20 protein-coding genes are annotated in these 25328 nt (G+C 71.5%); 7 read left to right on the forward strand and 13 right to left on the reverse strand.

Going from position 1 to position 25328, the window contains the following annotated elements; translation table 11 throughout:
• Positions 1 to 21: 21 nt before the first annotated feature.
• Positions 22 to 1017 carry an Lrp/AsnC family transcriptional regulator gene (locus tag OG322_RS34175; protein ID WP_329307395.1) on the reverse strand — a complete coding sequence of 332 codons (996 nt, stop codon included), beginning with the start codon at positions 1015 to 1017 and terminating at the stop codon, positions 22 to 24.
• A gap of 265 nt (positions 1018 to 1282) precedes the next feature.
• Between OG322_RS34175 and OG322_RS34180 the strand changes: the two genes are divergently transcribed.
• Positions 1283 to 2878: a DHA2 family efflux MFS transporter permease subunit gene (locus OG322_RS34180; RefSeq protein ID WP_241200442.1), complete on the forward strand. Its 1596-nt coding sequence runs from the start codon at positions 1283 to 1285 to the stop codon at positions 2876 to 2878.
• A gap of 144 nt (positions 2879 to 3022) precedes the next feature.
• Positions 3023 to 3895 carry a methylenetetrahydrofolate reductase gene (locus tag OG322_RS34185; protein ID WP_123467760.1) on the forward strand — a complete coding sequence of 291 codons (873 nt, stop codon included), beginning with the start codon at positions 3023 to 3025 and terminating at the stop codon, positions 3893 to 3895.
• A 27-nt stretch (positions 3896 to 3922) separates the two neighbouring features.
• On the opposite strand, the gene OG322_RS34190 is transcribed toward OG322_RS34185, so the two are convergent.
• From OG322_RS34190 to OG322_RS34205, 4 genes are read right to left on the reverse strand one after another with little or no spacing between them, the layout of a single operon-like run.
• Positions 3923 to 5695 (reverse strand): ABC transporter ATP-binding protein, encoded by a 1773-nt coding sequence (locus tag OG322_RS34190; protein ID WP_329307396.1) that lies wholly within the window; start codon positions 5693 to 5695, stop codon positions 3923 to 3925.
• Entirely contained in the window at positions 5692 to 7452 is a 1761-nt protein-coding gene (locus OG322_RS34195; protein ID WP_123467756.1) for an ABC transporter transmembrane domain-containing protein, read from the reverse strand. The genes OG322_RS34190 and OG322_RS34195 overlap by 4 nt, the downstream gene beginning before the upstream one ends.
• Before the next feature lie 56 nt (positions 7453 to 7508).
• Complete coding sequence (locus tag OG322_RS34200; protein ID WP_124286230.1) at positions 7509 to 9290, reverse strand: ABC transporter ATP-binding protein; 1782 nt, start codon at positions 9288 to 9290, stop codon at positions 7509 to 7511.
• Positions 9287 to 11143: an ABC transporter transmembrane domain-containing protein gene (locus OG322_RS34205; protein WP_123467752.1), complete on the reverse strand. Its 1857-nt coding sequence runs from the start codon at positions 11141 to 11143 to the stop codon at positions 9287 to 9289. Before OG322_RS34205 ends, OG322_RS34200 begins: the two co-directional genes overlap by 4 nt.
• 294 nt (positions 11144 to 11437) lie before the next feature.
• On the opposite strand from OG322_RS34205, the gene OG322_RS34210 reads away from it, so the two are divergent.
• The gene (locus OG322_RS34210) at positions 11438 to 12157 is read left to right on the forward strand and encodes a hypothetical protein (protein ID WP_123467750.1); all 720 of its coding nucleotides are present in this window, start codon (positions 11438 to 11440) and stop codon (positions 12155 to 12157) included.
• Here the strand turns inward: OG322_RS34210 and OG322_RS34215 are convergent.
• On the reverse strand, positions 12148 to 15087 hold the full coding sequence (locus OG322_RS34215) for an FAD-binding and (Fe-S)-binding domain-containing protein (RefSeq protein ID WP_329307397.1): 2940 nt from the start codon (positions 15085 to 15087) through the stop codon (positions 12148 to 12150). The two genes, OG322_RS34210 and OG322_RS34215, sit on opposite strands and share 10 nt — an antisense overlap.
• Positions 15088 to 15129: 42 nt before the next feature.
• Positions 15130 to 15573 carry a MarR family winged helix-turn-helix transcriptional regulator gene (locus OG322_RS34220; protein ID WP_123467746.1) on the reverse strand — a complete coding sequence of 148 codons (444 nt, stop codon included), beginning with the start codon at positions 15571 to 15573 and terminating at the stop codon, positions 15130 to 15132.
• A gap of 194 nt (positions 15574 to 15767) precedes the next feature.
• Here OG322_RS34220 and OG322_RS34225 point away from each other — a divergent pair, with 194 nt between their 5' ends.
• The 3 genes from OG322_RS34225 (at position 15768) to OG322_RS34235 (ending at position 19427) form a co-directional block, all read left to right on the forward strand.
• Positions 15768 to 17573 (forward strand): ABC transporter ATP-binding protein, encoded by a 1806-nt coding sequence (locus tag OG322_RS34225; protein WP_124286232.1) that lies wholly within the window; start codon positions 15768 to 15770, stop codon positions 17571 to 17573.
• 159 nt (positions 17574 to 17732) lie between these two features.
• Positions 17733 to 18905, forward strand: coding sequence for an FAD-dependent oxidoreductase (locus OG322_RS34230; RefSeq protein WP_329307398.1), 1173 nt, complete (start codon positions 17733 to 17735; stop codon positions 18903 to 18905).
• A gap of 393 nt (positions 18906 to 19298) precedes the next feature.
• A complete protein-coding gene (locus OG322_RS34235) occupies positions 19299 to 19427 on the forward strand; it encodes a hypothetical protein (RefSeq protein ID WP_329307399.1) in 129 nt (42 codons plus the stop codon).
• A gap of 12 nt (positions 19428 to 19439) precedes the next feature.
• Here OG322_RS34235 and OG322_RS34240 read toward each other — a convergent pair whose 3' ends face one another.
• From OG322_RS34240 to OG322_RS34265, 6 genes are all read right to left on the reverse strand, one after another.
• A complete protein-coding gene (locus OG322_RS34240; protein ID WP_329307797.1) occupies positions 19440 to 20528 on the reverse strand; it encodes an NAD(P)-binding domain-containing protein in 1089 nt (362 codons plus the stop codon).
• 67 nt (positions 20529 to 20595) lie between these two features.
• The gene (locus OG322_RS34245; protein WP_123467740.1) at positions 20596 to 21804 is read right to left on the reverse strand and encodes an LLM class flavin-dependent oxidoreductase; all 1209 of its coding nucleotides are present in this window, start codon (positions 21802 to 21804) and stop codon (positions 20596 to 20598) included.
• Positions 21801 to 22829 (reverse strand): ABC transporter substrate-binding protein, encoded by a 1029-nt coding sequence (locus OG322_RS34250; protein WP_123467738.1) that lies wholly within the window; start codon positions 22827 to 22829, stop codon positions 21801 to 21803. The genes OG322_RS34245 and OG322_RS34250 overlap by 4 nt, the downstream gene beginning before the upstream one ends.
• A gap of 31 nt (positions 22830 to 22860) precedes the next feature.
• Entirely contained in the window at positions 22861 to 23640 is a 780-nt protein-coding gene (locus tag OG322_RS34255) for an ABC transporter ATP-binding protein (RefSeq protein ID WP_123467736.1), read from the reverse strand.
• Positions 23613 to 24515, reverse strand: a complete 903-nt coding sequence (locus OG322_RS34260) for an ABC transporter permease (RefSeq protein ID WP_329307400.1) — start codon at positions 24513 to 24515, stop codon at positions 23613 to 23615. Before OG322_RS34260 ends, OG322_RS34255 begins: the two co-directional genes overlap by 28 nt.
• Positions 24516 to 24725: 210 nt before the next feature.
• Entirely contained in the window at positions 24726 to 24809 is an 84-nt protein-coding gene (locus OG322_RS34265; RefSeq protein ID WP_311317005.1) for a putative leader peptide, read from the reverse strand.
• A gap of 92 nt (positions 24810 to 24901) precedes the next feature.
• On the opposite strand from OG322_RS34265, the gene OG322_RS34270 reads away from it, so the two are divergent.
• The gene (locus OG322_RS34270) at positions 24902 to 25324 is read left to right on the forward strand and encodes a YjbQ family protein (protein ID WP_123467732.1); all 423 of its coding nucleotides are present in this window, start codon (positions 24902 to 24904) and stop codon (positions 25322 to 25324) included.
• Positions 25325 to 25328: the final 4 nt, after the last annotated feature.

The raw sequence follows: 25328 nt of genomic DNA on the forward strand, positions 1-25328 counted from the left end.
GGCCCGCAGCCGGCTCCCGGTCTAGCCGGGCACCGGATGCACGAGGCGGCCGTGGGCGATGAGGGAGGCCGCCTGCTTGAGGCGGCGGACCCGGATGCTGACCCCGTAGGCGTCGACACCGGGCACGGCCGCGAGGCGGGTGGTCAGATAGCGGTAGAAGGCCTCGGCGTCCCGGCAGGTGACGATGGCCAGCACGTTGTGGTCGCCGCTGGTGGCGCCGGCGAACGCGACCTCCTCGTGCCGGGCGATCTCCTGTCCGGTGCGCTCCAGGTGGGCGGGGGCGACGCGCAGCCAGAGAGTCGCGTTGAGGTGATAGCCGAGGCGCTCGGGCAGCAGGTCGATGTCGTACGAGAGAGTGCCGGACGATTCCAGGGCCTCCAGCCGGCGGGCGACGCGGCCCTTGGACCAGCCGGTGAGTCCGGCGAGCTGCGTGTGCGAGGCACGGCCGTCCTCGGCAAGGGCGTCGAGGAGCGGGACATCCTGGGCGGTCGGGGGCAGGAGAGGGCCGGCCGGGGCGGGGGACGGGCCCCCGGTCAGCACTTGTTCCTGTTCGGGGGTGAGGTGCCCGCCGTAGCCGGTCCACCCGGCCGCGCCGGGGCTGCCGAAGGGGTGGATGAGCAGATCGATGCTCATGTCGAGCACCGCGGCGGACCTGGGCAGCTGCTGGAGCAGCATGTCCTCGCGCTCGGCGGCCAGCGGTGAGCGGATGACGCAGATGATCTCCGAGCCGCCGGAGGCGATGCTCGCGTAGGCGATGTCGGGGCGCCGGGTGAGGGCGTCGGCGAGCGGGCCGACCCGGTCGGGGCGGCAGCGAATGCGCGCGACCCACTGCGCCTCACCGTGCACGGCGGGATCGACCAGGCCCACCACGCGCATCACACCGCTGCGGCGCAGGGCGTGATAGCGGCGGGCCGCAGTCTGCTCCGACACCCCGTTCACTTCGCCGATGAGCCGGAACGGGGCGCGTGGCGCGCACTGGAGCGTGCGGAGGATTTGCATGTCCAGAGCGTCGATCACGGTGGAAGTGTGCCATGGAGGGCCGCGTCCATAGTGGTTTGTGATCAATTCGAGCAGGCTCTTTGTTGATTCTGCCTGGTTTCGCTGATGCTGGCGTGCGGGTCTGTCCGATGAGGCCTGGCTTCCACCGGAACGGGCTCTCACCTGCGACTCGGTGCCTCCGGCGCCGTCCGGGAGGCCGCTGCGGCCGTGAACCGGCGCTCGGGCGGACGCAACCCCTGCTGGATATCAACCGCGGCGCGCCGCGCCGCAAAGGAGTGCATCCGTGAACGTCACACCCTCGGCGAGCGGGCCGGCCGACCGGCGGGCGGCCACGCTCGCCATGGCCTGCCTGGGCGTATTCGTCGCCTACTTGCCGGTGACCACCGTCTCCGTGAGCCTGCCTGCCATCCAGGCGGCACTGGGCGCGTCGACGGCCCAGCTGTCATGGGTCCAGGACGCGTTCGTCCTGCCCATGGCCGCGTTCATCCTGACCGCCGGAGTGTTCGGTGAGGTCCACGGGCGCAAGAAGGTGTTCCAGGCGGGCCTGCTGTCCTGCGCGGTCGGTGCCGCCGTCGCCCTGACCGCCCCGTCGATCCAGCTGCTGTGGGCCGGCCAGGCCCTCGCCGGACTCGGTGCGGCCGCGCTGCTGCCCACCACGCTGGCCCTGATCAGCCACGCGGTGCCCGACCCCCGCGAGCGCGGCAAGTTCATCGGTGTCTGGGCCACCTCGCTCCTGCTGGCACTGGCCGTCGGTCCGCTGATCGCCGGAGCCATCCTGGAGCACGCCGCCTGGCGGTGGATCTACCTCCTGGTCATTCCCGTCTCGCTCCTCGCGATGGTGGTCGCCGCGCGGCTGCTGACCGACTCGCGCGCCCCGCACGGGCGGCGGCTGGACTGGCCGGGCCAGCTCACCGCCGCGTCCGCGATCACCGCGCTGGTGTACGGCGTGATCGAGGGCGGTGCCGGTTCGTTCACCGACGCCCGGGTCCTGGTGGCGCTGTTCATCGCCGTGGCCGGCGCCGTCGCCTTCGTCCTGGCCGAGCGGCGCAGCGACAGCCCGATGCTGGATCTGACCCTGTTCCGCAGCCCGGCGTTCACCGCCACCACGCTCGTCGCGATGATCACCTTCCTGGCGCTGATCGGCTTCTTCTTCCTCCTGAGCCTCTACTTCGGCCTGGTGCAGCAGCTCGACACCCTCCAGGCGGGCTGGCGTCTTCTCGTGGTCACCGGCGCCGCCATCGTCGTCGGCGCTCCCGTCGGGCGGCTGATGCACCGGGTGTCCGCCCGTATCCTGATCACCGCCGGACTGCTCGTCGTCTCCGGCGCACTGCTCTCGCTGACCACCGTCGACGCGGACACCTCGTTCGCCTCCATCGCCTGGCGGCTGGCACTGCTGGGCGTGGGGATGGGCGGCGTCCTGACACCCATGACAGCCACCGCGGTCGCCGCCGTGCCTCCCCATCTGGCGGGTATGGCCGCGGCAGGCAACAACGCCTTCCGGCAGGTCGGCGCGGCACTCGGCCCGGCCGTCCTGGGGGCCCTCCTCACCGCCCGCGCCCTCGATACCTTCCCCGCGCACCTCGCCGACGCCGGGATCACGGGAGCGGCCGGACAGAGCATGGCCGAGACCGCACGGGCGGGCGGTCTCGGCGCGGTCGCCCAGATGAACCTGGGCGCCGGCACCGGTCAGGCCCTGGGCGCCGTGGGCGATGCCTTCCTCGACGGCCTCCGCCTCTGCCTGATCGTCGCCGCCGCTCTCACGCTGTTCGCCGCCCTGGTCTCCGCGATACTCCTGCGCCGCCCGCGCGGGACGTCCACCTCCACCGTCACCGCCTCCTCCAGTGGTGAGCCCGCCGCCGCGCAGGCCCACGCGAGCTGACGGACGGCTGCCCGTGACTGGGCACAGCGCCGGGAAGCAGCTCCCGTGCACCGGCCCACGGCCGGTGCACGGGACCGCTGCGTCCTGTCCCCGCCCCTACCGGCAGACTGGAGCCAAGGGAGAACCGCACGAACAAGGAGCACCATGGATTCCCTCTCCACGGCCTCTGCCCCAGCCGTCGGCCCGCTGCTGGAGGACTTCTCCCTGGAGATGACGGGCAAGGACGTCCCCCGGCTCGAAGAGGCCCGCGACCGCATCCCGGCCGGCACCCGGATCAATATCACCTTCCTCGGCAACGAGGACCTGGGTGTGCGGCTGGCCGCGGCCCGCGCCGTCCGGCAGCTCGGATACACCCCGGTCCCGCACATATCGGCCCGCCGCCTGCGCTCCCGGGCGGAACTGGAGGAACTCCTCGCCGCGTTCCGCGCCGACGGCACAGCCGACAACGTCCTCGTCATCGGCGGTGACCCCGCCACACCTCACGGCCCCTACGACGACTCCCTCGCGCTCATCCGCTCCGGGCTCCTCCAGTCGTACGGTGTGCGTCACGTCGGCATCGGCGGCTACCCCGAGGGGCACCCTTCCATCGCCGGACCGGTGCTCTGGTCGGCGATCGAGGACAAGACCACCGCCCTTGCCGGGCAGGGGCTGTCCGGCGATGTCATCACCCAGTTCGGCTTCGACGCGGACCCGGTCCTCGCCTGGGTCGAGTCGCTGCGGAAACGGGGCATCGACGCACCGGTGCGCGTCGGGGTCCCCGGCCCCGCCGGGATCAAGCGGCTGATGACGTACGCCGCGCGCTTCGGCGTCGGCACGAGCGCGTCCATCGCGAAGAAGTACGGATTCTCGCTCACCAACCTGATGGGCACGGCCGGCCCCGACCGCTTCATCCGTGCCCTGGCCGACGGCTACGACGCCCGCCGCCACGGCGTTCTCAAGCTGCACTTCTACACCTTCGGCGGGATCGGGGCCACGTCGCGGTGGGTCACCGAGTTCCTCGCCGTGGAGGGGAACTGACGCGTCGCCCGCCCCGGTCGGGCCGGTTCAGGAGGAGGCCTGGCGCTCGCCGTGCCATGAGCTCCAGAGCGCGGCGTACGCGCCCCCGGCCGCCACGAGATCGTCGTGGGCGCCGAGTTCGGTGATCCGGCCGTCCTCCATCACGGCCACCCGGTCGGCATCGTGCGCCGACTGCAGACGGTGCGCGATGGCGATGACGGTCCGGCCTTCGAGGACGGCGGCCAGCGCGCGCTCCGTGTGCCGGGCCGTTCTCGGGTCAAGGAGCGCGGTGGCCTCGTCGAGTATCAGCGTGTGCGGGTCGGCCAGTACCACGCGCGCCAGGGCGAGCTGCTGTGCCCGGGCCCCGTCCGGCCGGTGCCCGCCATGGCCCAGATCGGTGTCCAGGCCGTCCGGCAGCTCATCGGCCCACTCGGCGCCGACGGCCGCGAGTGCCGCGTGCAGTTCGGCGTCGGTGGCGCCCGCCGAGGCGATCCGCAGATTCTCCCGGACCGTGCCCAGGAACACGTGGTGCTCCTGGGTGACGAGGACGACGTGCCGACGCAGCCGGTCAGGGTCCAGGCCGGCGACCGGGACCCCGCCCACCGTCACCGAGCCGGTGCGCGGTGTGTCCATGCCTGCCAGCAGTCTGCCCACCGTGGTCTTGCCCGCGCCTGACGGGCCGACGATCACCAGTCGCTCGCCGGGCCGGACCGTCAGGTCGACACCGTGCAGGACGTCGCCCCCGCCGTCGTAGGCGTAGCGCACCCCGGCCACTTCGATCCGGTCGTCGGCCGGTGCGCGAGAGGCGGCCTGTGGTGCCTGCGCCGCCGTGCCGAGACCCTCCACTCTCGCGAAGGAGGCGCTGCTGCTCTGGAGTTGCTCCATCTGCTGGAGGATGACGTCCAGGGGCTGGGACAACTGCCGCAGGTACAGGGCCGAGGCGACGACCGCGCCGACACTCATCGCGCCCTGGTCGTGCAGCACGCCGCCGATCAGCAGGACACCGGCCACGGGGATGACGTAGGAGATGTCCACGGCCGGGAAGAGCACACTGCGCAGGAACAGCGTCCTGGTCCGGGCGCTCCGGCACTTCTCGATACCCTCCCGGCACGCCGCGACGCGGCGCTGCTGCAGCCCCAGGGCCTCGACGGTGCGGGCACCCGCGGCGGTGGCCGCGAGCTGCTCCGCGAGCTCCGAGTTGGCGGCTCCCTCGGCGAGGTACGCGGTGAGCGCCCGGCGCAGGTACCAGCGGGCGGCGAACCAGATGCCGAGCAGACCCAGCACCCCGCACGTACCGAGCAACGGGTTGAGCAAGAAGACCGCTCCGAGGATGAACAGCGCCTGGACCCCGGCGACGAGGACCTCGGGCCCGGCATCCCGGAGGGTCGCGCCGACCGCGGCGACATCGGTGGTGCCGCGGGTCATCAGGTCGCCCGTGCCCGCCCGCTCGACGGCCGCTGCGGGCAGCGCGAGCGCCCGGTCGGCGAACTGCTCCCGGATGCGCGCCAGGGTCCGCTCGCCGAAGCGGTGTCCGATGTAACCGGCGTAGCGGACCAGCAGGAGCTGCGCCACGGCGAAGCCGAGGATGGTGAGTGCGAGGCGGTCCACCGCGGCCACCCCGCCGCCCGCCCGGACCTCGTCGATGATGCGGCCGAGCAGCCACGGGCCGACGAGTCCGGCACCGGCGGCGAGCGCGTTGAGGCCGATCATCGCGGCGAAGGCGCGGCCGTCCAGCCGGATCAGCCGGAGCGCGGCCCGGCGTATCCGGAACGGTTCGGCGACGGGCAGGGACCGGTCTGTCGCCCGGGAGTCCGCGGTCATCGCACGGCCTCCCGGGACGGCGGGACGGTACCTTCGGCCGAGCCGCCGAGGGCGTCGTCGTCCACACCGCGGGACACCAGCCGGCGGTACCCGGGCTGCCCGTCCAGGAGCTCACGATGGCTGCCGACGGCCGCGACGGAGCCGTCGACCAGGTAGTACACGGTGTCCGCCCGGTCCAGCAGGAGCGGTGACGTGCTGGTGACGACCGTCGTGCGGCCGGACCGTGCGGCGTGCAGCCGGGCCGCGACGGCCGCCTCGGTGTGTGCGTCGACCGCCGAGGTGGGCTCGACCGCCAGGAGTATCTCGGGATCGGCCAGCAGGGCCCGGACCAGCCGGACGCGCTGCCGCTGTCCTCCGGAGAGGTTGCGGCCCTGCGCGTCGACCGGCGAGTCGAGTCCGTCCGGCAGACCGCGGACGATGTCCTGCGCCATGGCCGCGTGGACGCCGCGGCCGATGGTCTCCTCGTCCCGGTCCCGCGCGCCGCAGATCACCTCGCGCAGCGGTCCGGCGAACAGATCGGCCTCGTTGTCCGCGACCAGGATCCGCCGGCGAACCCGCGTCAGGTCGATCTCGTCGAGGCGTATCCCGCCCCAGGTCGCGGCCGACTCCACGAACCGGCCGAGACGGTCGACCACCGCGGCGGAGTCCGACGGCCGGGCGCTGACGAGTGCGGTCAGCCCGCCCGGCACCACCTCGACGCCGGATTCCGGATCACGGAGCGTGGACGGCGCCGCGGGCCCCTGCGAAGTCGCCTCCCCGCCCGCGGAATCGGGCTCCATGGCCAGGAACCGGATGACCCTGCGGGCGGCGACCAGCCCGCGACTGAGGTCGTAGCCGCCCTCGATGAAGAACGAGACCGGCACCACCAGCACCGCCGTGTATCCGTAGACAGCGACCAACTCGCCCACGGTGATGGCCCCTTGGGCGGCCATCCGGGCCGCGAGCCAGGTCACGACACCGAGGAACAGGGTGGGGAGGCCGACACCGAGGGCCTGGATCCAGCTGGTCACCCCGCCGACGTGGTACCCCTGCGCCTGCAACTCCCGCGAACCGCGCCGGTAGCGCTCGGCGTACGCCTCCTTGCCGCCGATGCCGTTGAGGACGCGCAGGCCCCCGACGATGTCCTCGAAACGGGCGGCGAGCCCGCCCTGCTGCTCCCGGTACGCCGACTCGACGCCCTGCAACCGCCACAGCAGTGGGCCGACCAGCACCGCGAGCAGCGGCACCCCGAGCAGCACCACCACGGCGAGCAGCGGCGAAACGGTCAGCAGCAGCGCGGCCACGACGACATAGGCGAGGACCGCGCCGACCCCGGGGCCGGTGATGGTCAGCGTGCCGGAGATCACCGCGACATCGCGGAACCCGATCGTGACGATCTCCCCGGCCGTGACCCGGCGCGGCAGCGCCCCGCCGAGCACGGTCGCCTGCCTGACCACGACCGCCACGGACCGGAAGGCGGCGTCCATCCGCACCCTGGTCATCGTGCGGTGCCGCATGATCGCCAGCCACGCGTTCAGCACCCCCACGCCCAGCAACGCCGCGACCCAGCCCACCAGCGCGGACCACTGCCCCGGCTCCAGCCCGTCGTCGATGGCGCGCGACAGCAGGTAGGGAGGCAGCGTCAGGCAGACCATCCAGACACTGCCGAGCAGCGCACCGGCGGCGATCCGGCGGCGCTGACTGGTGATCAGCCACCACAGGTACCGCAGCGCGCTGCGACAGTCAGGGGTCCCCGGATCCACATAGGAATCTGTCATGTACCGACCCTAATGATCCCGGAGAGCCGGTGGACCGGGGGACCGCCCCGCCTCCGTCAGCCGTGCCAGGACCGCCACAGCGCCGCGTACGCGCCGTCCGCCGCCACCAGTTCGTCATGGCTGCCCAGCTCGCTGATCCGGCCCTGCTCGACGACCGCGATCACATCCGCGTCGTGCGCCGTGTGCAGCCGGTGCGCGATCGCCACGACCGTGCGGCCGTCCAGCACCCGGGCCAGTGAGCGCTCCAGATGACGGGCCGCGCGCGGGTCGAGCAGCGATGTCGCCTCGTCCAGCACCAGCGTGTGCGGATCGGCCAGCACCAGCCGGGCCAGCGCGATCTGCTGGGCCTGCGCGGGAGTGAGTACCGTACCGCCCGAGCCGACCTCGCAGTCCAGCCCCTCGTCCAGTGCCCGGGCCCAGCCGTCCGCGTCGACCGCGGCCAGCGACGCCCACAGCTCCGCGTCACCGGCACCGGCACGGGCCAGCAACAGGTTGTCCCGCAGCGAACCCACGAAGACATGGTGCTCCTGGTTGACCAGCGCCACATGCGTACGCACGCGCTCCGCGGTCATCCGCGACAACTGCGCACCGCCCAGCGAGACCTCACCGGTGCGTGGGGCGTAGATTCCGGCCAGCAGCCGGCCCAGCGTGGACTTGCCCGCACCGGACGGGCCGACCAGCGCCAGCCGGGTACCCGGAGCGACGTCCAGCGACACCTTGTGCAGGACGTCGAGACCGGCCCGGTAACCGAAGCGCACCTCGTCGGCGCGTACGTCCCGGCCGTCCGGCGCCACCGCCGCGTCGCCCGCGTCCGGCTCGATCTCGCGGACACCCACGAGGCGCGCCAGCGACACCTGGGCGACCTGCAACTCGTCGTACCAGCGCAGGATCAGGCCGATCGGGTCGACCATCATCTGCGCGAGCAGCGCACCCGTCGTCAGCTGCCCGACGGTGAGCCAGCCCTCGATCACGAACCAGCCCCCGAGCATCAGGACCGCGCCGAGGATCGTCACGTACGTGGCGTTGATGACGGGAAAGAGCACGGATCGCAGGAAGAGCGTGTACCGCTCCCAGGCCGTCCACTCCTTGACCCGCTGGTCCGACAGCGCGACCCGGCGCGCACCCAGCCGGTGCGCCTCCACGGTCCGCCCGGCATCCACCGTCTCCGCGAGCACGGCCGCGACCGCCGCGTAACCGGCGGCCTCCGAGCGGTACGCGGACGGCGCCCGGCGGAAGTACCAGCGGCAGCCGACGATCAGCACCGGAAGCGCGATGAGCACCGAGAGCGCCAGCGGGGGAGCGGTGACGGTGAGCGCGGCGAGCAGCAGCCCCGCCCACACCACACCGATGGCCAGCTGAGGCACCGCCTCGCGCATGGCGTTGGCGAGCCGGTCGATGTCCGTGGTGATCCGGGAGAGCAGATCACCCGTCCCGGCCCGCTCCAGGACACCGGGCGGCAGCCGGACCGACCGCACGAGGAAGTCCTCGCGCAGATCGGCCAGCATCTCCTCGCCGAGCATCGCGCTGCGCAGCCGCATCATCCGGGTGACCACGGTCTGCACGATCAGCGCGACGGCGAACACCGCGGCGGTGCGCTCCAGATGGAGGTCGGTGACCCCGTCGGACAGGTCCTCGACGAGCCCGCCCAGCAGGTAGGGGCCGGCGATCGAGGCGACCACCGCGACCGTGTTGAGCAGGGTGACCACGGTGAACGGCCGCCGGTGGCGCCTGATCAGTTCCCTGGCATACGTCCGTACGGTCGTAGGGGTGCCGACCGGCAGGGTTGCGGCCGACTCGGGCGCGGCCGGGTCGTAGGCCGGTGGTGCGACGCCGGTCATGCCCTCTCCTCGATTTCCTCGATGGTGTCGATCGCCTGGATCGCTTCGTCCTTGCCCGGCGGGGCCGGTGCCGGGATCTCGTCGCCGGTCTCGCGGGTGACGACGGCCCGGTAGCGCGGTTCGCCGCGCAGCAGTTCACGGTGGGTACCGACGGCCACCACCGTGCCCCGGTGGACCAGCGCCACCCGGTCCGCCAGGTCGAGCAGCAGCGGGGAGGAGGCGAAGGCCACCGTCGTACGGTCCTTGCGCAGCGCCTTGATACCCGCGGCGACCCGCGCCTCCGTGTGCGAGTCGACCGCGGACGTCGGCTCGTCGAGCACCAGCGCCTCCGGGTCGGTCACCAGCGACCGGGCCAGGGCGAGGCGTTGGCGCTGGCCGCCGGAGAGCGACCGGCCGCGTTCGGTGATCCGGGTGTTCATCGGATCGCCGCCGGAGTCCACGGACGCCTGTGCCAGCGCGTTCAGGACGTCGTCGCACTGTGCGGCCGACAGCGCCTCCTCGGGGCTCACCCGGCCGGACGACGGCACGTCCAGCAGTTCGCGCAGGGTGCCGGAGAGCAGCACCGGGTCCTTGTCCTGGACCAGAACGGCGGTGCGCGCCGCGTCCAGTTCCAGTTCGTCCAGGGGTACGCCACCGAGCAGCACGGACGGCGCCTCGTGGTCCGCCGTCCCGTCCTCGACGGCGCCGTCCTTCGCCACCTCCGGCTGGGCGTGGCCGCCGAGCCGGTCCGCGAGCCGGCCGGCCTCGTCCGGATCGCCGCAGACCACCGCGGTGAACAGGCCCTCGGGCGCCATCAGTCCGGTGGCCGGGTCGTACAGGTCGCCGGCCGGAGCGGCGTCGACCGTCGACGGCCGGGCGACCCGGCTCAGCGAGAGCACCCGGACCGCGCGCTGCGCGGACGGCCGCGAGAAGGAGTACGCCATCGCGATCTCCTCGAAGTGGCGCAGAGGAAACAGCAACAGCGTCGCCGCGCTGTACACGGTCACCAGCTGACCGACGTCGATCTTCCCGTCGCGGGCCAGCGCGGCCCCGTAGGTGACCAGGGAGATCAGCAGGATGCCCGGCAGCAGGACCTGGATCGCGGAGATCAGCGACCACATCCGCGCACTGCGCACCGCGGCCTTGCGGACCTCCTGCGAGGCCCGCCGGTAGCGGCCCAGGAACAGTTCCTCGCCGCCGATGCCGCGCAGCACGCGCAGTCCGGCCACGGTGTCCGAGGCCAGCTCGGTGGCCTTGCCGGCCTTCTCGCGCTGGAAGTCGGCGCGGCGGGTGGCGCGGGGGAGGAGCGGCAGGACACCCAGGGCGAGCAGCGGCATGGCGAGTGCCACGAGCACGCCCAGCGAGGGAAGGTAGAGGACGAGCCCGACACAGATGATGACGAGGGCGGCAGCGGCGGCGGCGAAGCGGGAGAGCGCCTCGACGAACCAGCCGATCTTCTCCACATCACCTGTCGAGACCGCGACGACCTCGCCCGCGGCGACCCGGCGGGTCAGTGCCGAGCCGAGCTCCGCGGTCTTGCGGGCCAGCAGTTGCTGGACCCGCGCGGCCGCGGTGATCCAGTTGGTGACGGCGGTCCGGTGCAGCATGGTGTCGCCCACGGCGATCAGCACGCCGAGAACCGCGATCAGAGCGCCGGCCAGTGCGAGCCGCCCGCCCGACCGGTCGACGACCGCCTGGACGGCGAACCCGACGGCGAGCGGCAGTCCGGCGATGGAGCACTGGTGAAGCAGGCCCCACGACATGGACTTGAGCTGTCCGCGGATCTGGTTGCGGCCGAGCCAGATCAGAAAGCGAGGGCCCGACCGGACATCGGGATCGCCGGGATCCGGGTACGGAAGATCGCGAATTTGCATGACGTCCCAAAGATCGGAAGGAGCTGAGGTCCGCGAGGGACCTCCAGAATCACGTGGGGAGAAGCATGTGGGGGGACCAAACCGTCCAATCCTCGCGTCTCGTCGGTGGTGCGGCAAACCCTTTTACGCGCCGGGAGACGGCCCGAGCGCAGACCCGCTCAGGCCGAGCGGCAGATACCGGTGGGTGCGGGGGGTAAAGATTCGGCACGCATTCGCCGCGGTCCGCACGGGTGGGCGGGGCCGAACGCCACGGAGTGCGACCATGTCCGGATGCATATAGCCGGTGCGGTACGAATGGTGGTCTCGGCGGCCGCCTGCGGTGTCCTGATCACGACCCTGACGTCGTGCGGTGGACAGGACGCGGACAAGGACGGAGCGCGGTCGGCCGATGCCGGGAAGTCGAAGGACAAGGACAAGGCGCAGACCGTCGACCTGAAGCGCATTCCGGATGTCGGCGACCGGTTGCAGTCGCAGATCCCGGCCAACTCCCGTCAGGTCGTCGCCGTCTACGGCGCGGGCAAGGACTCCGCCGACTCCACGGTCGTGTTCTACACCAGAACCGGAACCACCTGGGACAAGGTCGCCGGCTGGAAGGCCCACAACGGCAAGAAGGGCTGGGCCGCCGACCATCACGAGGACGACAAGCGCAGCCCGGTCGGTGTCTTCAGCCTCACCGACGCGGGCGGGGTGCTGCCCGATCCCGGTGCGCTGCTCCCGTACACGGAGTCGGCGTCCATCCAGGCCCCGCACTACTGGGCCAAGTCGCACTGGCACGACTTCGACTACGTCATCGCCATCGACTACAACCGCGTCAAGGGCACCGCTCCCAACGATCCGACGCGGCCCGAGGGCCAGTCCAAGGGCGGCAGTATCTGGCTGCACATGGACCACGGCAGCGGCACATCGGCCTGTGTGAGCCTGCCGAAGGCGGGCATGGAGAAGCTGTTGCGCACCCTGGACCCGAAGCAGCATCCGGTCATCGTGATGGGTGACCGCGCAGGCCTTCAGACCTGACCGGGACCGGGCCGGGTCGCCCGCTCCAGCTCCATCAGCACCGAGTAGTACGAATGGCCCGTCGCCCGGTCCATGCCGATCTCGCACATCCGGTTGGCCGAGAGATAGGTGTCGTACTCCCGGGTGTTCACCTCGGCGGCCTCCTTTGCGGTCGCCGAGGCCGTCAGCTCCTCGTGCAGCATGCCGCGGTCGCCCGCGAATCCGCAGCACGCGGCGTCGTCCGGGATCACGACCTCCCGCGCGCAGGCCTCAGCTACCGCGCGCAGGTGCTCCACATCGCCCAGATGCTCCATCGAGCAGGTCGGGTGCAGGACCGCGGAGCCGGCTCGGCGCAGCACCGTCAGCTCCGGCAGGAGTTCGTCGGCGGCCCAGACCAGGGAGTCGACGACGGTCAGTTCGCTGTGCAAGGCCCGGTTGTCCTCGGTCAGATACGGCACCACCTCATGGGCGATGCCCAGCGTGCACGAGGAGGCGTCGACGACCAACGGCAGTCTTCCGCCCGCTGTCCAGCCCCAGGCCGCCGCCACGATCCGGTTGGCCATCACGGCGTTCGCGGCGTCGTACCCCTTCGAGTGCCAGATCGTCGCGCAGCACGTCCCGGCGACGTCCGGTGGGATCCAGACCGGCTTTCCGGCGCGCGCCGACACGGCGACCACGGCCTGCGGCAGGGACGGGACGTGGTGTCCCTCGGGGCCGGCGAAGATGCGGTTGACGCAGGCCGGGTAGTAGACGGCGCTCGCTCCCGTCCTGGAGGTGCGCGGCAGCTTCCGGGCGGCGGCACCGGGGATCTCCGGCAGCCAGGCGGGCATCAGGTCGGGGCGCACGGCCCGGCGGGCGAGACCGGTGACGCCTGCGAGCAGCCGGTCGTCGATCCGGCTCGCCGCGGCGACCGCGAGCCGGGCCGCCGCCTCCACGGCGCGGAAGTTCTTCGCGGTGAGCGCGGCGACCCGTTCCTCGCGCGGGGAGTGCCGCTGATGGCGGAAGGCCTTCATCATGGCGCCGGTGTCGATCCCGACCGGACAGGCGAGTTTGCAGGTGGAGTCGCCCGCGCAGGTGTCGACGGCATCGTAGCCGTACGCGTCGAGCAACCCGGTCTCCACCGGCGAACCGGCCGGCTGCCGCATCATCTCCCGGCGCAGCACGATGCGTTGGCGCGGTGACGTGGTCAGGTCGTGGCTGGGGCACGTCGGTTCGCAGAATCCGCACTCGATGCACGGGTCGGCCACCGGCTCGACCCGGGGGATGGTCTTCAGGCCGCGCAGATGGGCCTTCGGGTCGCGGTCCAGGACGATCCGGGGTGCCAGCACCCCGTCGGGGTCGATGAGCTGCTTGGTCCGCCACATCAGTTCGGTCGCCCGCGGTCCCCACTCCAGCTCCAGGAAGGGCGCGATATTGCGGCCGGTGGCGTGTTCCGCCTTGAGCGATCCGTCGAACCGCTCCACGGTCAGCCGGCAGAAGTCCGCCATGAACGCGGCGTACCGGTCGACGTCGGAGGGCTTCGCCGCGTCGAAGGCGAGCAGGAAGTGCAGGTTGCCGTGGGCCGCGTGGCCCGCGACGGCGGCGTCGAAACCGTGCTCGGCCTGGAGTGCCAGCAGCGCCTCGCACGCGTCGGCCAGCCGGGAGGGCGGGACGGCGAAGTCCTCCGTGATCAGTGTCGTACCGGACGGCCGGGAGCCGCCGACCGCGGTGACGAAGGCCTTGCGCGCCTTCCAGTAGCCGGAGATGGTCCCGGCGTCCCGGGTGAACTCGTTGGTCACCGAGGTGACGGGCCGGACCAGCTCCAGCCGGCGCACGACACCGGCCGCCGCCCGCTCGTACGCCTCCTGGCCCTCCTCGTCCGGGGCGCGGAACTCCACCAGCAGCGCCGCGGTCTCCTTCGGCAGCCCGGCCCAGTCGGCGGGCACCCCCTGGACGCTGACGGAGGCCCGCAGGGTGTTCCCGTCCATCAGCTCCACGGCGATGGCACCCGCTTCGTTGAACAGCGGGACGGCGGCCGCCGCCGCGGTCAGGGACGGGAAGAAGAGCAGCGCGGTGGAGACGCGGCGGTCCAGCGGCAGCGTGTCGAAGACGACCTCGGAGATGAAACCGAAGGTCCCCTCCGAGCCGACCATGAGCCCGCGCAGGATCTCCACGGGTGTCGTGCCGTCCAGGAAGGCGTCGAGCCGGTACCCGTTGGTGTTCTTGATCTCGTACTTGGCCCGGATCCGGGCGGTGAGCCCGGCATCGGCCTCGATCTCCGCCTTCAGCGCGAGGAGCCCCGCGCAGAGCTGCGGCTCCGCGTGCGCCAGGTCCTCGTCCGCCGAGGGATCGCCGGTGTCCACCACCGTGCCGCCGGGCAGTACGAAGGTGAGCGACGAGACGGTCCGGTACGAATTGCGGCTGGTGCCCGCGGTCATACCGGAGGCGTTGTTGGCGACGACCCCGCCGATCGTGCAGGCGATCGCGCTCGCCGGGTCGGGGCCGAGCAGCCGGCCGTGCCGGGCGAGGGTGGCGTTGGCCCGCATGATCGTCGTCCCCGGCCGGATGCGGGCCCGCGCACCGCCGTCCAGGACCTCGATGCCGGCCCAGTGGTGCCGTACGTCGACGAGGATGTCCTCGCCCTGTGCCTGGCCGTTCAGACTGGTGCCCGCGGCTCGGAAGACGATGTTGCGGCCCTTGCCGTGCGCGTACGACAGGATCGCCGAGACGTCGTCGATGTTCTCGGGTACGACGACGACCTGGGGCACGAACCGATAGGGGCTGGCATCGGAGGCGTACCGCACCAGGTCGGAGATCTTCCACAGCACCTTCTGCGGCCCCAGCAGGTCGGTCAGCTCGCTCCGCAGCGGCTCAGGTGTGCCCGGCGCCTGCTCGTCGGGCACCCGGTCGTGGGTGGGGCTGCGCATCGCACCGGGGCGCAGGGCTTCCGGCTTCGGCTCCAGCAGCGGCATTCGAGATCCCCTCGGCGGCTCGGCGCGGTGCTCCGCACCCGGTCAGCAGCGGCGCTCCGGCATTCCGTTGACCAGAGCGGTCAGCAGCCCGCCGAGCACTTCGCGCTGATCGGCGGTCAATGGAGCCAGGATCTCCTCTGCGGCCGCGCGGCGCCCGTTGCGCAGCGACCGGAGAGTGGCGATGCCCTCGTCGGTGATCTCGATCCGGACCACCCGGCGGCTGTCCGGATCGGGGGCCCGGCGCACCCGGCCGCTGGCCTCCAGGCCGTCCACCAGAGTGGTCACGGCGCGCGGGACCACATCGAGGCGCTGTGCGAGATCCGCCATCCGCGGTGCGCCGTCGTAGTGCGCGACGGTGCGCAGCAGCCGGAACTGCGCGGGGGTGATACCGACCGGCTCCAGCTGACGGCTCTGGATGCGCTGGAGCCTGCGGGTCAGCCGCAGCAGCTGTTCGGCGAGCAGGCCGTCGGGGTCGGGGGAATCCATACGAGGAACAATATCAGGACCTGGTTCATTGTGAGTACAGGTAACAATGAGCTATGCTCTTATCCGCTCGACTGTTACGGACCGTGGATCCCGACGGGCCGACGATCCGGACCGTCGCGGACCGCTGACGCGCAGGTCGTCGCAGGCGGTCGCGGCCTTCCCTCCCTGTTGTCGCACGCCTGACGAAGGAGCCCATGAAACCCGACGAACCTACGTGGACGCCCCCGCCGAAGGACGCCGAGCAGCCGCCCGCCGAGCTGCGCCGCATCCTGCGCCTCTTCCATCCCTACCGTGGCCGCCTCGCGGTGGTCGGACTGCTCGTCGGCGCCTCGTCGCTGGTGTCGGTCGCCTCGCCGTTCCTGCTGCGCGAAATCCTCGACACCGCCATCCCGCAGGGGCGGACCGGGCTGCTCTCGCTGCTCGCTCTCGGCATGATCCTCACCGCCGTGATGAACAGTGTCTTCGGCGTGCTCCAGACCCTCATCTCGACCACCGTCGGCCAGCGCGTGATGCACGACCTGCGCACCGCGGTCTACACCCAGCTCCAGCGGATGCCGCTCGCCTTCTTCACCAGGACCCGCACGGGCGAGGTCCAGTCCCGGATCGCCAACGACATCGGAGGCATGCAGGCCACCGTCACCTCGACGGCTACCTCGCTGGTCTCCAACCTCACCGCGGTCATCGCCACCGTCGTCGCCATGCTCGCGCTCGACTGGCGGCTCACCGTCGTCTCGCTGCTCCTGCTGCCGGTCTTCGTCTGGATCAGCCGCCGGGTCGGCCGGGAGCGCAAGAAGATCACCACCCAGCGGCAGAAGCAGATGGCCGCCATGGCGGCCACGGTCACCGAGTCGCTCTCCGTCAGCGGCATCCTGCTCGGCCGCACCATGGGCCGGTCGGACTCGCTCACCAAGGGCTTCACCGAGGAGTCCGAGCGGCTGGTCGACCTCGAAGTGCGCTCCAGCATGGCCGGACGCTGGCGGATGTCGACGATCGGCATCGTCATGGCCGCCATGCCGGCCGTCATCTACTGGGCCGCGGGCATGACCCTGCAGTCCAGCGGACCCGCCGTCTCCATCGGTACGCTCGTCGCCTTCGTCTCGCTCCAGCAGGGCCTCTTCCGGCCCGCCGTGAGCCTGCTCTCCACAGGCGTGCAGATGCAGACCTCCCTCGCCCTCTTCCAGCGGATCTTCGAATACCTCGACCTCACGGTGGACATCACCGAACCGGAGAACCCGGTCCGGCTGGAGAAGATCCGCGGCGAGATCCGCTTCGAGAACGTCGACTTCAGCTACGACGAGAAGAGCGGCCCCACCCTCAGCGGCGTCGACGTGGCCGTGCCCGCCGGCGGCAGCCTGGCCGTCGTGGGTCCCACCGGCTCCGGAAAGTCCACCCTCAGCTATCTGGTGCCGCGGCTGTACGACGTCTCCGGCGGACGGGTCACGCTCGACGGCGTCGATGTGCGTGATCTGGACTTCGACACCCTTGCCAGGGCCATCGGGGTGGTCTCCCAGGAGACGTACCTCTTCCATGCCTCCGTCGCCGAGAACCTGCGCTTCGCCAAGCCGGAGGCCACCGACGAGGAGATCGAGGCAGCGGCCCGCGCGGCACAGATCCACGACCACATCGCCTCGCTGCCCGACGGCTACGACACCCTGGTCGGTGAACGCGGCTACCGGTTCTCGGGCGGTGAGAAGCAGCGCCTGGCCATCGCCCGCACGATCCTGCGCGACCCGCCGGTGCTGATCCTCGACGAGGCGACGAGCGCCCTCGACACCCGTACCGAATTCGCCGTGCAGGAAGCGATCGACGCGCTCTCCGCCGGACGCACCACTCTCACCATCGCTCACCGGCTGTCCACCGTGCGTGACGCGGATCAGATCGTCGTCCTGGACGGCGGGCGGGCAGCGGAGCGCGGCAGTCACGAGGAACTGCTCGACCAGGACGGGCGCTATGCCGCCCTGGTCCGCAGGGACACCCAGCTGGCCCCCGCAACAGGCTGAACGACCGGGTCGGACGCACCTCATGCCCAGGAGCGAACTTGTTCGTGACGAACGTGTTCGTTATGGTGAGTGTGTGCCCCTCGCTCTTCCGTTGCCGCCGAGGGGATGGGCCCGCAGTGAATCCTGGGCCGGCATTCCGCACGAGCTGGAGGCGCCACCATGAGCACCGCACACCATCCCGTCGCGATCATCGGCGCCGGCCTCGGCGGCCTCACTCTCGCCCGCGTACTGCATGTGAACGGGATCGAGGCAGCCGTCTTCGACCTGGAGGCCGACCGGAACGCCCGCACTCAGGGCGGCATGCTCGACATCCATGAGGAAACCGGCCAGGCCGCCCTGCGCGCCGCCGAGTTGCACGAGCGGTTCCGGGAGAAGGTCCATCCCGGTGGCCAAGCCGTGCGGATCCTCGACAAGCGGGCCCGGGTACTGCATGAGCAGCCGGACGACGGTCAGGGTGGGCGTCCCGAGATCGACCGCGGAGACCTGCGCGACCTGCTGCTCGACTCGCTGCCCGAGGGCACCGTGCGCTGGGGCAGCAAGGTCACCAATGCCGAGCCGACCGGTGCCGAGCCGACCGGTGCCGGGCCGACCGGCGCAGGACGGCACGAGGTCACGCTCGCCGACGGCACCGCCTTCACGGCCGGACTGCTCGTCGGGGCGGATGGCGCCTGGTCCCGTATCCGTCCGCTGCTCTCCGACGCCGTCCCTGCCTACACCGGCATCTCCTTCGTGGAACTGGACTTCCTCGATGCCGACACCCGCCACCCCGAGTGCGCCGAACTCATCGGCGGCGGGATGTTCTTCGCGCTCGGCGACAACCAAGGATTCCTCGCGCACCGCGAGTCCGACGGCAGTCTCCATGTCTACGCCGCGCTGCGCGCGGCCGAGGGCCGGCTGTCGACGATCGACTTCACCGACGCCGAGGCGTCCAGGGCCGAACTGGCCGAGCACTTCGCGGACTGGGCGCCCGGCCTCCGGCGGCTGATCACCGACTGCGACGGCCTGCCGGTGCCGCGCCTCATTCACGCGCTGCCCGCGGGGCACTGCTGGAAGCGCACCCCGGGCATCACCCTGCTCGGCGACGCGGCCCACCTGATGTCCCCCTTCGCGGGCGAAGGCGCCAACCTCGCGATGACCGACGGCGCCGACCTGGGCCGGGCGCTCGTCGCTCACCCGGGTGACCTCGAATCCGCGCTGGCCGACTACGAGGCACCCCTCTTCGCGCGGAGCGGGAAGAGCGCTCAGGAGTCCGCCGAAGGCCTGGAGGTGATCTTCAACGACCGGGCACCGCAGCCGCTCATCGACATGTTCTCCTCGTTCGCGGCGCAGTGAACCCCCAACGGCCCCCGCACGGAGTGGACGGCGCACGCGACGGCGCCGCCGCTCCCGTGGGACGGGGAGCGACGGCGCCTGATCGAGCAATGGTCAGATGAGCCAACCCACGAAGTGGACGACGCCGGCAAGCAGGTTGGTGAGGAAGTTCATCTGGTGATTCTCCTTGTACACGGTGCATCTCTGGGACAGCACAGTCGCGGTCTGCAGCCCGTCGCTTGCGCACTGTAATCATCATGTACCGCACAGCAGTTGAGCAACGAATGCCAATACGACCACACGTTCCAGCGAACATCCGATCCCCTGTTCGCGTGTTCCCCTCTCTCGTGCGGGGCGCGTGTCGCCCGAAGGCGGGGTGCCGACGAGGGGATCGGTGCGGGATAGCGTGCCCGCATGGTGAACGAGTCCCCGGACGCCCCACCCCGTCGCACGTTTCGCCGGACCCGGCGCGGCCGGCCGGCGCTGCTCATCGCCGCCGTGCTCGTCCCCGTGGTGGCCGCCGCCGTACCCGTACCGAGTTGAGCGGCCCGGTACTCAGGCCGCTGAAGCCGCCCGTTCCGCGGCCGGCTCGGCCCGGTCCAGCAGCCGTCCGATCGCCCGCACGGCGGCCCGCCCCGCCCGGTTGGCGCCGATCGTGCTGGCGGACGGTCCGTACCCGACGAGATGGACGCGCGCGTCGCGTACCGCCTGGGTCCCCTCGACCCGGATGCCGCCACCCGGCTCGCGCAGTCTCAGCGGGGCGAGGTGGTCGACGGCGGGCCGGAATCCGGTCGCCCAGAGGATGACATCGGCCTCGACGGTGCGACCGTCGTCCCAGGCGATGCCGGTCGGTGTGATCCGGTCGAACATCGGCAGGCGGTCGAGCACCCCCGACTCGCGGGCGCGCCGGACGGCGTCGGTGACCGGCAGCCCGGTCACGCTCACCACGCTCTGCGGCGGCAGCCCGCGTCGCACCCGGTCCGCCACCATCGCGACGGCGGCTCGCCCCTGGTCGGCGCCGAACGGGCCCTCGCGGAAGACCGGCGGCCGGCGCGTGACCCAGTGGGTGTCCGCGGCCACCTCGGCGATCTCCATCAGGTGCTGGGTGCCGGAGGCCCCGCCGCCCACCACGACCACGCGCTGCCCGGCGAACTCGGCGGGCCCCGGATAGTTCGCCGTGTGCAGCTGGCGGCCCCGGAAGGTGTCCTGGCCCGGGTAGCGCGGCCAGAACGGCCGGTCCCAGGTCCCCGTCGCGCTGATCAGGGCCCGCGTCGCGTACGTACCCTCGGATGTCTCCACGAGCAGCAGCCCGCCGCCGCCCTCGCGCACCGCGCTCACCTCGACCGGCCGGTGCACCCGAAGGCCGAAGGCGCGCTCGTACGAGTCGAAGTACTCGCCGATCACCTCGGAGGAGGGCCTGCTGTCATCGGCGCCGGTCAGCTCCATGCCGGGCAGGGCGTGCATCCCGTGCACCTTGCCGTACGTCAGCGACGGCCAGCGGAACTGCCAGGCGCCACCGGCGCGCGGGGCGTGGTCGAGCACCACGAAATCGCGGTCCGGCTCCAGGCCGGTACGGCGCAGATGGTAGGCGCCGGACAGACCCGCCTGCCCGGCGCCGATCACCACGACATCCACTGAGTGCACCCCGACGTTGTTCACGTTTCTACCAACTGTGGCGGGGCCGTGGATCTTCCCGCGGCTCCCGGGAGGCTCAGCGCCCCCCGGCGAACAGCAGCGGAGCCCCGCCCGGCGCGGAGGCCGGGCGGCCGTTCGCCGCGGGGACCGCCAGCAGCGGGGAGGCCGGCACGGTCGACAGCAGTCCCCGGGCCGCCAGCTCCGGAGTGACGCCCTCACCGAACCAGTACGCCTCCTCCAGATGCGGATATCCGGACAGCACGAAGTGCTCCACACCCAGGGAGTGGTACTCCTCGATCCGGTCCGCGACCTCCGCGTGGCTGCCGACCAGCGCGGTGCCGGCACCACCCCGCACCAGACCCACGCCGGCCCACAGATTGGGCGCGATCTCCAGTTCGTCGCGGGAGCCTCCGTGCAACGCCAGCATCCGCTGCTGCCCGACAGACTCGCTCCGCCCGAGCGCCTGCTGGGCCGCGGCGACCGTGTCGGCGTCGAGATCGCCGAGCAGCCGGTCGGCGGTCGCCCACGCCTCACGCGACGAGTCGCGCGAAATGGTGTGCAGCCGGATGCCGAACCGGACCGTGCGGCCCTGCTCCTCGGCCAGCCCCCGGATCCAGCCGATCTTCTTCTTCACATCGGCGGGAGGCTCGCCCCAGGTCAGATAGACATCGGCGTGCTTCGCCGCGACCGGCCCGGCCGCGGCCGACGAGCCGCCGAAGAAGACCTCCGGCAGCGGGTCCGGCGGCAGCGCCGTCAGCCCGCCCTCCACCTGGTAGTGCTCGCCGTCGAAGTCGAACGGCTGACCGCTCCACGCGCCTCGCACCACCGACAGGAACTCCGCGGTCCTGGCATAGCGCCGGTCGTGGTCCAGATGGTCGCCGAACCGCCGCTGCTCCGTGGAGTCACCGCCCGTCACGACATTGAGCAGCAGCCGCCCCCGGGTGATCCGCTGATACGTCGCGGCCATCTGGGCGGCGAGCACCGGCGAGATCACGCCCGGACGGAACGCCACCAGGAACTTCAGCCGCTCGGTGTGCTGGGCAAGCGCCACCGTCGTCAGCCAGGCATCCTCGCACCAGGTCCCGGTCGGCGTCAGCACGGCCTCGAACCCCAGCTGCTCGGCGGCCTTGGCGATCTGCGCCAGATACTCGATGTCGGGTGCGCGCACCCCGCTGACCGGGGTGATCCGGTCCCGCTTGATCCCGCCGTCGGTGTAGGCGTGCCGGTCGACGAGCGTGCGCCCGTCGCCGCCCGTGGGCAGGAACCAGTGGAGGTGCACATTCATGAGGAGGCCTTTCCGTACGAGCGGGGAGTTGCCGAGGACGCGGGGAGATCGCGGTTGAAGCGGGTGTCGACGTAGTCCTTGAAGGCGAAGCGGTGCGGGATGAGCTTCAGGCCGGCGAAGGTGTCCGCGATCTCCTGCTCGGAGGCGATCGCGGCCGGATCGACGGCGACGGGGACCCGGGTGCCGTACGTCAGCTTCACCGCGTCCAGCGCCACCTCGTAGGGCAGCCCGGTCTCCTTCGCCCAGACCTTCGCCCACGCCTCGGGGTGCTTGAAGACCCAGTTCTGAGCCCGGTTCAGTCGGACCAGCAGATCGCCGATGGCCCTGGACTTCCCGGACTCCTTGAGCGCGGCGGGCGAGGTGACCTGGAACCCGAGGCCGTTGACGACCCCTTCACCCGTGGTCAGCACCCGGGCCCTGCCGCCGCGCAGCACCTGCGAGGTGTACGGGTCCCAGACCGCCCACGCGTCGACCTTGCCCCGGCTGAACGCGGCCAGCGCGTCAGCCGGCTGAAGGTACTTCAGCTTCACGTCGGAGATGCCGAGCCCCGCCTTCCTCAGCGAGCTGATCAGCTGGAAATGGGCGGAGCTGCCCTGGGCGACAGCGATCGACGCGCCCTTGAGCTGGGCCGGTTTCCGCAGCGGCGAGTCCTTGGGGACCACGATCGCCTCGCCGGCCGACGAACCGTGTGTGGCACCCACCACCACGACCTTGGAACCGGCGCCGGCGGCGAACACCGGCGGGGTGTTGCCGACCCCGCCGATGTCCACGGCCCCGGCGTTGACCGCTTCGAGAAGAGGCGGGCCGGAGGTGAAGGTGGACCATGTGATGCGGTAGTCGAGGTCGTCCAGCTCGCCGGAGGCGCGCAGGATGGCTTCGTAACCACCTTTCTGGTCACCGATGTTGAGCGTGACGCTGCCCTTTCCGTCGGTGCCGCTCGCCGTGGAGGCGGAGGTCGTGCCGCCGCAGGCGGTGAGCAGCAGGGCCAAGGGCAGCAGCAGGGAGGGCAGGGTGCGGCGATTCATGTCGTCTCTCTCCGGTCCGGACAGGGGAGGTTCAGGAGGTTTCGGCGGGCGTGGGGACTGTCTCCACGCCGAGTTCCGTGAGCAGCCGGGTACGCAGTGCGGCGAACTCCGGAGTGCCGGGGCTGCGGGGGCGGTCCAGGGCGACCGGCGTCTCGTACGCGATGGCGCCGTCCCGCATCACCAGCGCACGGTCGGCGAGGAGCAGCGCCTCGTCCACATCGTGCGTGACGAGCAGCACGGCGCAGCCGCGGCGCTGCCAGAGCTCGGCGACCAGCTGCTGGGCCTTGATCCTGGTCAGCGCGTCGAGCGCGCCGAACGGCTCGTCGAGCAGCAGCAGATCGGGCTCGCGGACCAGCGCGCGGGCGAGCGAGGCACGCTGCGCCTCACCGCCCGAGAGCGTCCTGGGCCAGGCCCCGGACCGCTCGGAGAGCCCCACCTCCGCCAACGCCGCCTCGGCCACGGCGCGTTCGGGATTCCCGGGCAGTCCGAGCAGTACGTTGCGCCAGACCCGCTTCCACGGCATCAGCCGCGGCGCCTGGAACGCGACCGCGCGGCGCCGGGGAACCAGTACCGTGCCCCGGATCTCCCGGTCCAGGCCGGCGAGCACCCGCAGCAGGGTCGACTTCCCGCATCCGCTGCGCCCGAGCAGCACGGTGAACTCCCCCGCGCGCAGGGTCAGATCGAGCCCGTCGACGACCGCCCGGCCGTCGAAGGAGCGGGTCAGCCCCTCGACCCGGACGGCTGCCTCCGGCAGTGCGCCGGTGGGGGCGGGCGAGCGGGTGGTCACTGGCCCGTGAAGGTCGGTCGCCATTGCAGCAGCAGCCTTTCGAGAACGCGGACGATGACATCGGCGGCGAGGCCGAGGAAGGCGTAGACGACCAGGCAGACGACGATGACGTCGGTACGGAAGAACTCCCGGGCCTGGTTCATCAGGAAGCCGATTCCGGCATCGGCATTGACCGACTCGCCGAACACCAGCGCCAGCCAGGCGGTCGCCAGCGAGTAGCGCAGCCCCGTCATGGCTCCGGGCAGCGCCCCCGGCAGCACCACATGCCGCACCAGGCCCCAGCGCCCGAGCCCCAACGACTGTCCTGCTTCGACGAGTTGGGGGTCCACGCCGCGAATGCCCGCGTAGACGTTGAGATACAGATGAAAGGCGACCCCGAGCGCGATCAGCGCCACCTTCGGGGCCTCGCCAATTCCCAGCCAGATGATGAACAGGGGAATCAGCCCGACCCAGGGAACGGTGCGCAGCATCTGGACGCTCGCGTCGACCAGATCCTCGCCCAGCCGGGAGAGCCCCGAAACCAGTGCGAGCGCGGTCCCGACAGCGCCTCCGAGCACCAGCCCCACGGCGACCCGCTGGAGCGAGACGGCCATCGCCGAGGACAGGGTCCCGTCGGCGATCAGGCCGGATCCCGCGCGGGCGATGGTGCCGGGCGAGGCCAGCACGTCCGGATGCAGCACACCGGTGGCGCTGAACACCTGCCACAGGGTCAGCAGCAGCAGCGGCCCGACGGCGCGCCGAAGCCACCGAGGCACGTTCCGGAGCCGCGTTCCGCGGGCGGCGGCCGGAGTCACGGGCTCCAGGTCGAGCGGACGGTGGCCGACCGAACCCTCCGGCGAACCGGATTTCATTACTTCAGGGGATATTCCGGGTGGGGTGAGAGCATGGTCGAGAGTCATGAGGGCTCCACGAGCGGTTCATGGGGAGGGGTGTGCCCAGGCACCCGGGCAGGCGACAGCCACGCCGTACCCGCTGAGATCACGGAGGATCCACCGCGGGCGTTCGGCGCGGCTGAGCGTCACGGGAGAGGCAGGGCGGGACGCGTACGACGTCAGGAGCAGGCGGGCGTCTCGGGCCCGGTCACTGACGGGAAACGAGCTGAGGGAACGTCAGCAGCCGTGACAACACGCGGCGGAGGCCACTCGCAGCAGGTCGATATGACCGCGCGTAGTGAGCAGAGCTGATCGGAACATGGCGCTGAAGGTAGCGATCCCTTAAGGAAACGGTCAATGGTGTCTCGGCACGTGGACGCGCGATCTTGCCGTACGGGCTGGAGAATGAAGCCATGCCCACCGCCTTCACCACCAGCGTCCTGCACATCACCACGGGAACCACGGAGACCGTCACCGACCTGACGTCCGACTGCGAACAGTTCCTCACCCGGACGGCCGCAGGCCGGGACGGCCTGCTCAACATCTTCGTACCGCACGCGACAGCCGGAATCGCGGTCCTGGAAACCGGTGCGGGCAGCGACGACGACCTCCTCTCCGCCCTGCACACACTGCTCCCCGCCGACGACCGCTGGCAGCACCGCCACGGCAGCCCCGGCCACGGCCGCGACCACGTGCTCCCGGCCTTCGTACCGCCGCACGCGACGCTGCCGGTGATCGCGGGACGGCTGGAGCTGGGGACGTGGCAGTCGGTGTGCCTGGTCGACACGAACATCTCTAATGCCAACCGTCAGGTTCGTCTGAGCTTCCTGGGTTGACCAA

Source organism: Streptomyces sp. NBC_01260, assembly GCF_036226405.1.
Taxonomy (GTDB): domain Bacteria; phylum Actinomycetota; class Actinomycetes; order Streptomycetales; family Streptomycetaceae; genus Streptomyces; species Streptomyces laculatispora.

What these genes read in the sequence shown, in the direction of transcription:
- OG322_RS34270 (WP_123467732.1), top strand. Translation starts at nt 24,902, where the DNA reads ATGCCCACCGCCTTCACCACCAGCGTCCTGCACATCACCACGGGAACC.
- OG322_RS34265 (WP_311317005.1), bottom strand. Translation starts at nt 24,809, where the DNA reads ATGTTCCGATCAGCTCTGCTCACTACGCGCGGTCATATCGACCTGCTG.
- OG322_RS34255 (WP_123467736.1), bottom strand. Translation starts at nt 23,640, where the DNA reads ATGGCGACCGACCTTCACGGGCCAGTGACCACCCGCTCGCCCGCCCCC.
- OG322_RS34200 (WP_124286230.1), bottom strand. Translation starts at nt 9,290, where the DNA reads ATGACCGGCGTCGCACCACCGGCCTACGACCCGGCCGCGCCCGAGTCG.
- OG322_RS34235 (WP_329307399.1), top strand. Translation starts at nt 19,299, where the DNA reads ATGGTGAACGAGTCCCCGGACGCCCCACCCCGTCGCACGTTTCGCCGG.
- OG322_RS34215 (WP_329307397.1), bottom strand. Translation starts at nt 15,087, where the DNA reads ATGCCGCTGCTGGAGCCGAAGCCGGAAGCCCTGCGCCCCGGTGCGATG.
- OG322_RS34205 (WP_123467752.1), bottom strand. Translation starts at nt 11,143, where the DNA reads ATGCAAATTCGCGATCTTCCGTACCCGGATCCCGGCGATCCCGATGTC.
- OG322_RS34245 (WP_123467740.1), bottom strand. Translation starts at nt 21,804, where the DNA reads ATGAATGTGCACCTCCACTGGTTCCTGCCCACGGGCGGCGACGGGCGC.
- OG322_RS34195 (WP_123467756.1), bottom strand. Translation starts at nt 7,452, where the DNA reads ATGACAGATTCCTATGTGGATCCGGGGACCCCTGACTGTCGCAGCGCG.
- OG322_RS34250 (WP_123467738.1), bottom strand. Translation starts at nt 22,829, where the DNA reads ATGAATCGCCGCACCCTGCCCTCCCTGCTGCTGCCCTTGGCCCTGCTG.
- OG322_RS34190 (WP_329307396.1), bottom strand. Translation starts at nt 5,695, where the DNA reads ATGACCGCGGACTCCCGGGCGACAGACCGGTCCCTGCCCGTCGCCGAA.
- OG322_RS34225 (WP_124286232.1), top strand. Translation starts at nt 15,768, where the DNA reads ATGAAACCCGACGAACCTACGTGGACGCCCCCGCCGAAGGACGCCGAG.
- OG322_RS34210 (WP_123467750.1), top strand. Translation starts at nt 11,438, where the DNA reads ATGGTGGTCTCGGCGGCCGCCTGCGGTGTCCTGATCACGACCCTGACG.
- OG322_RS34230 (WP_329307398.1), top strand. Translation starts at nt 17,733, where the DNA reads ATGAGCACCGCACACCATCCCGTCGCGATCATCGGCGCCGGCCTCGGC.
- OG322_RS34185 (WP_123467760.1), top strand. Translation starts at nt 3,023, where the DNA reads ATGGATTCCCTCTCCACGGCCTCTGCCCCAGCCGTCGGCCCGCTGCTG.
- OG322_RS34260 (WP_329307400.1), bottom strand. Translation starts at nt 24,515, where the DNA reads ATGACTCTCGACCATGCTCTCACCCCACCCGGAATATCCCCTGAAGTA.
- OG322_RS34220 (WP_123467746.1), bottom strand. Translation starts at nt 15,573, where the DNA reads ATGGATTCCCCCGACCCCGACGGCCTGCTCGCCGAACAGCTGCTGCGG.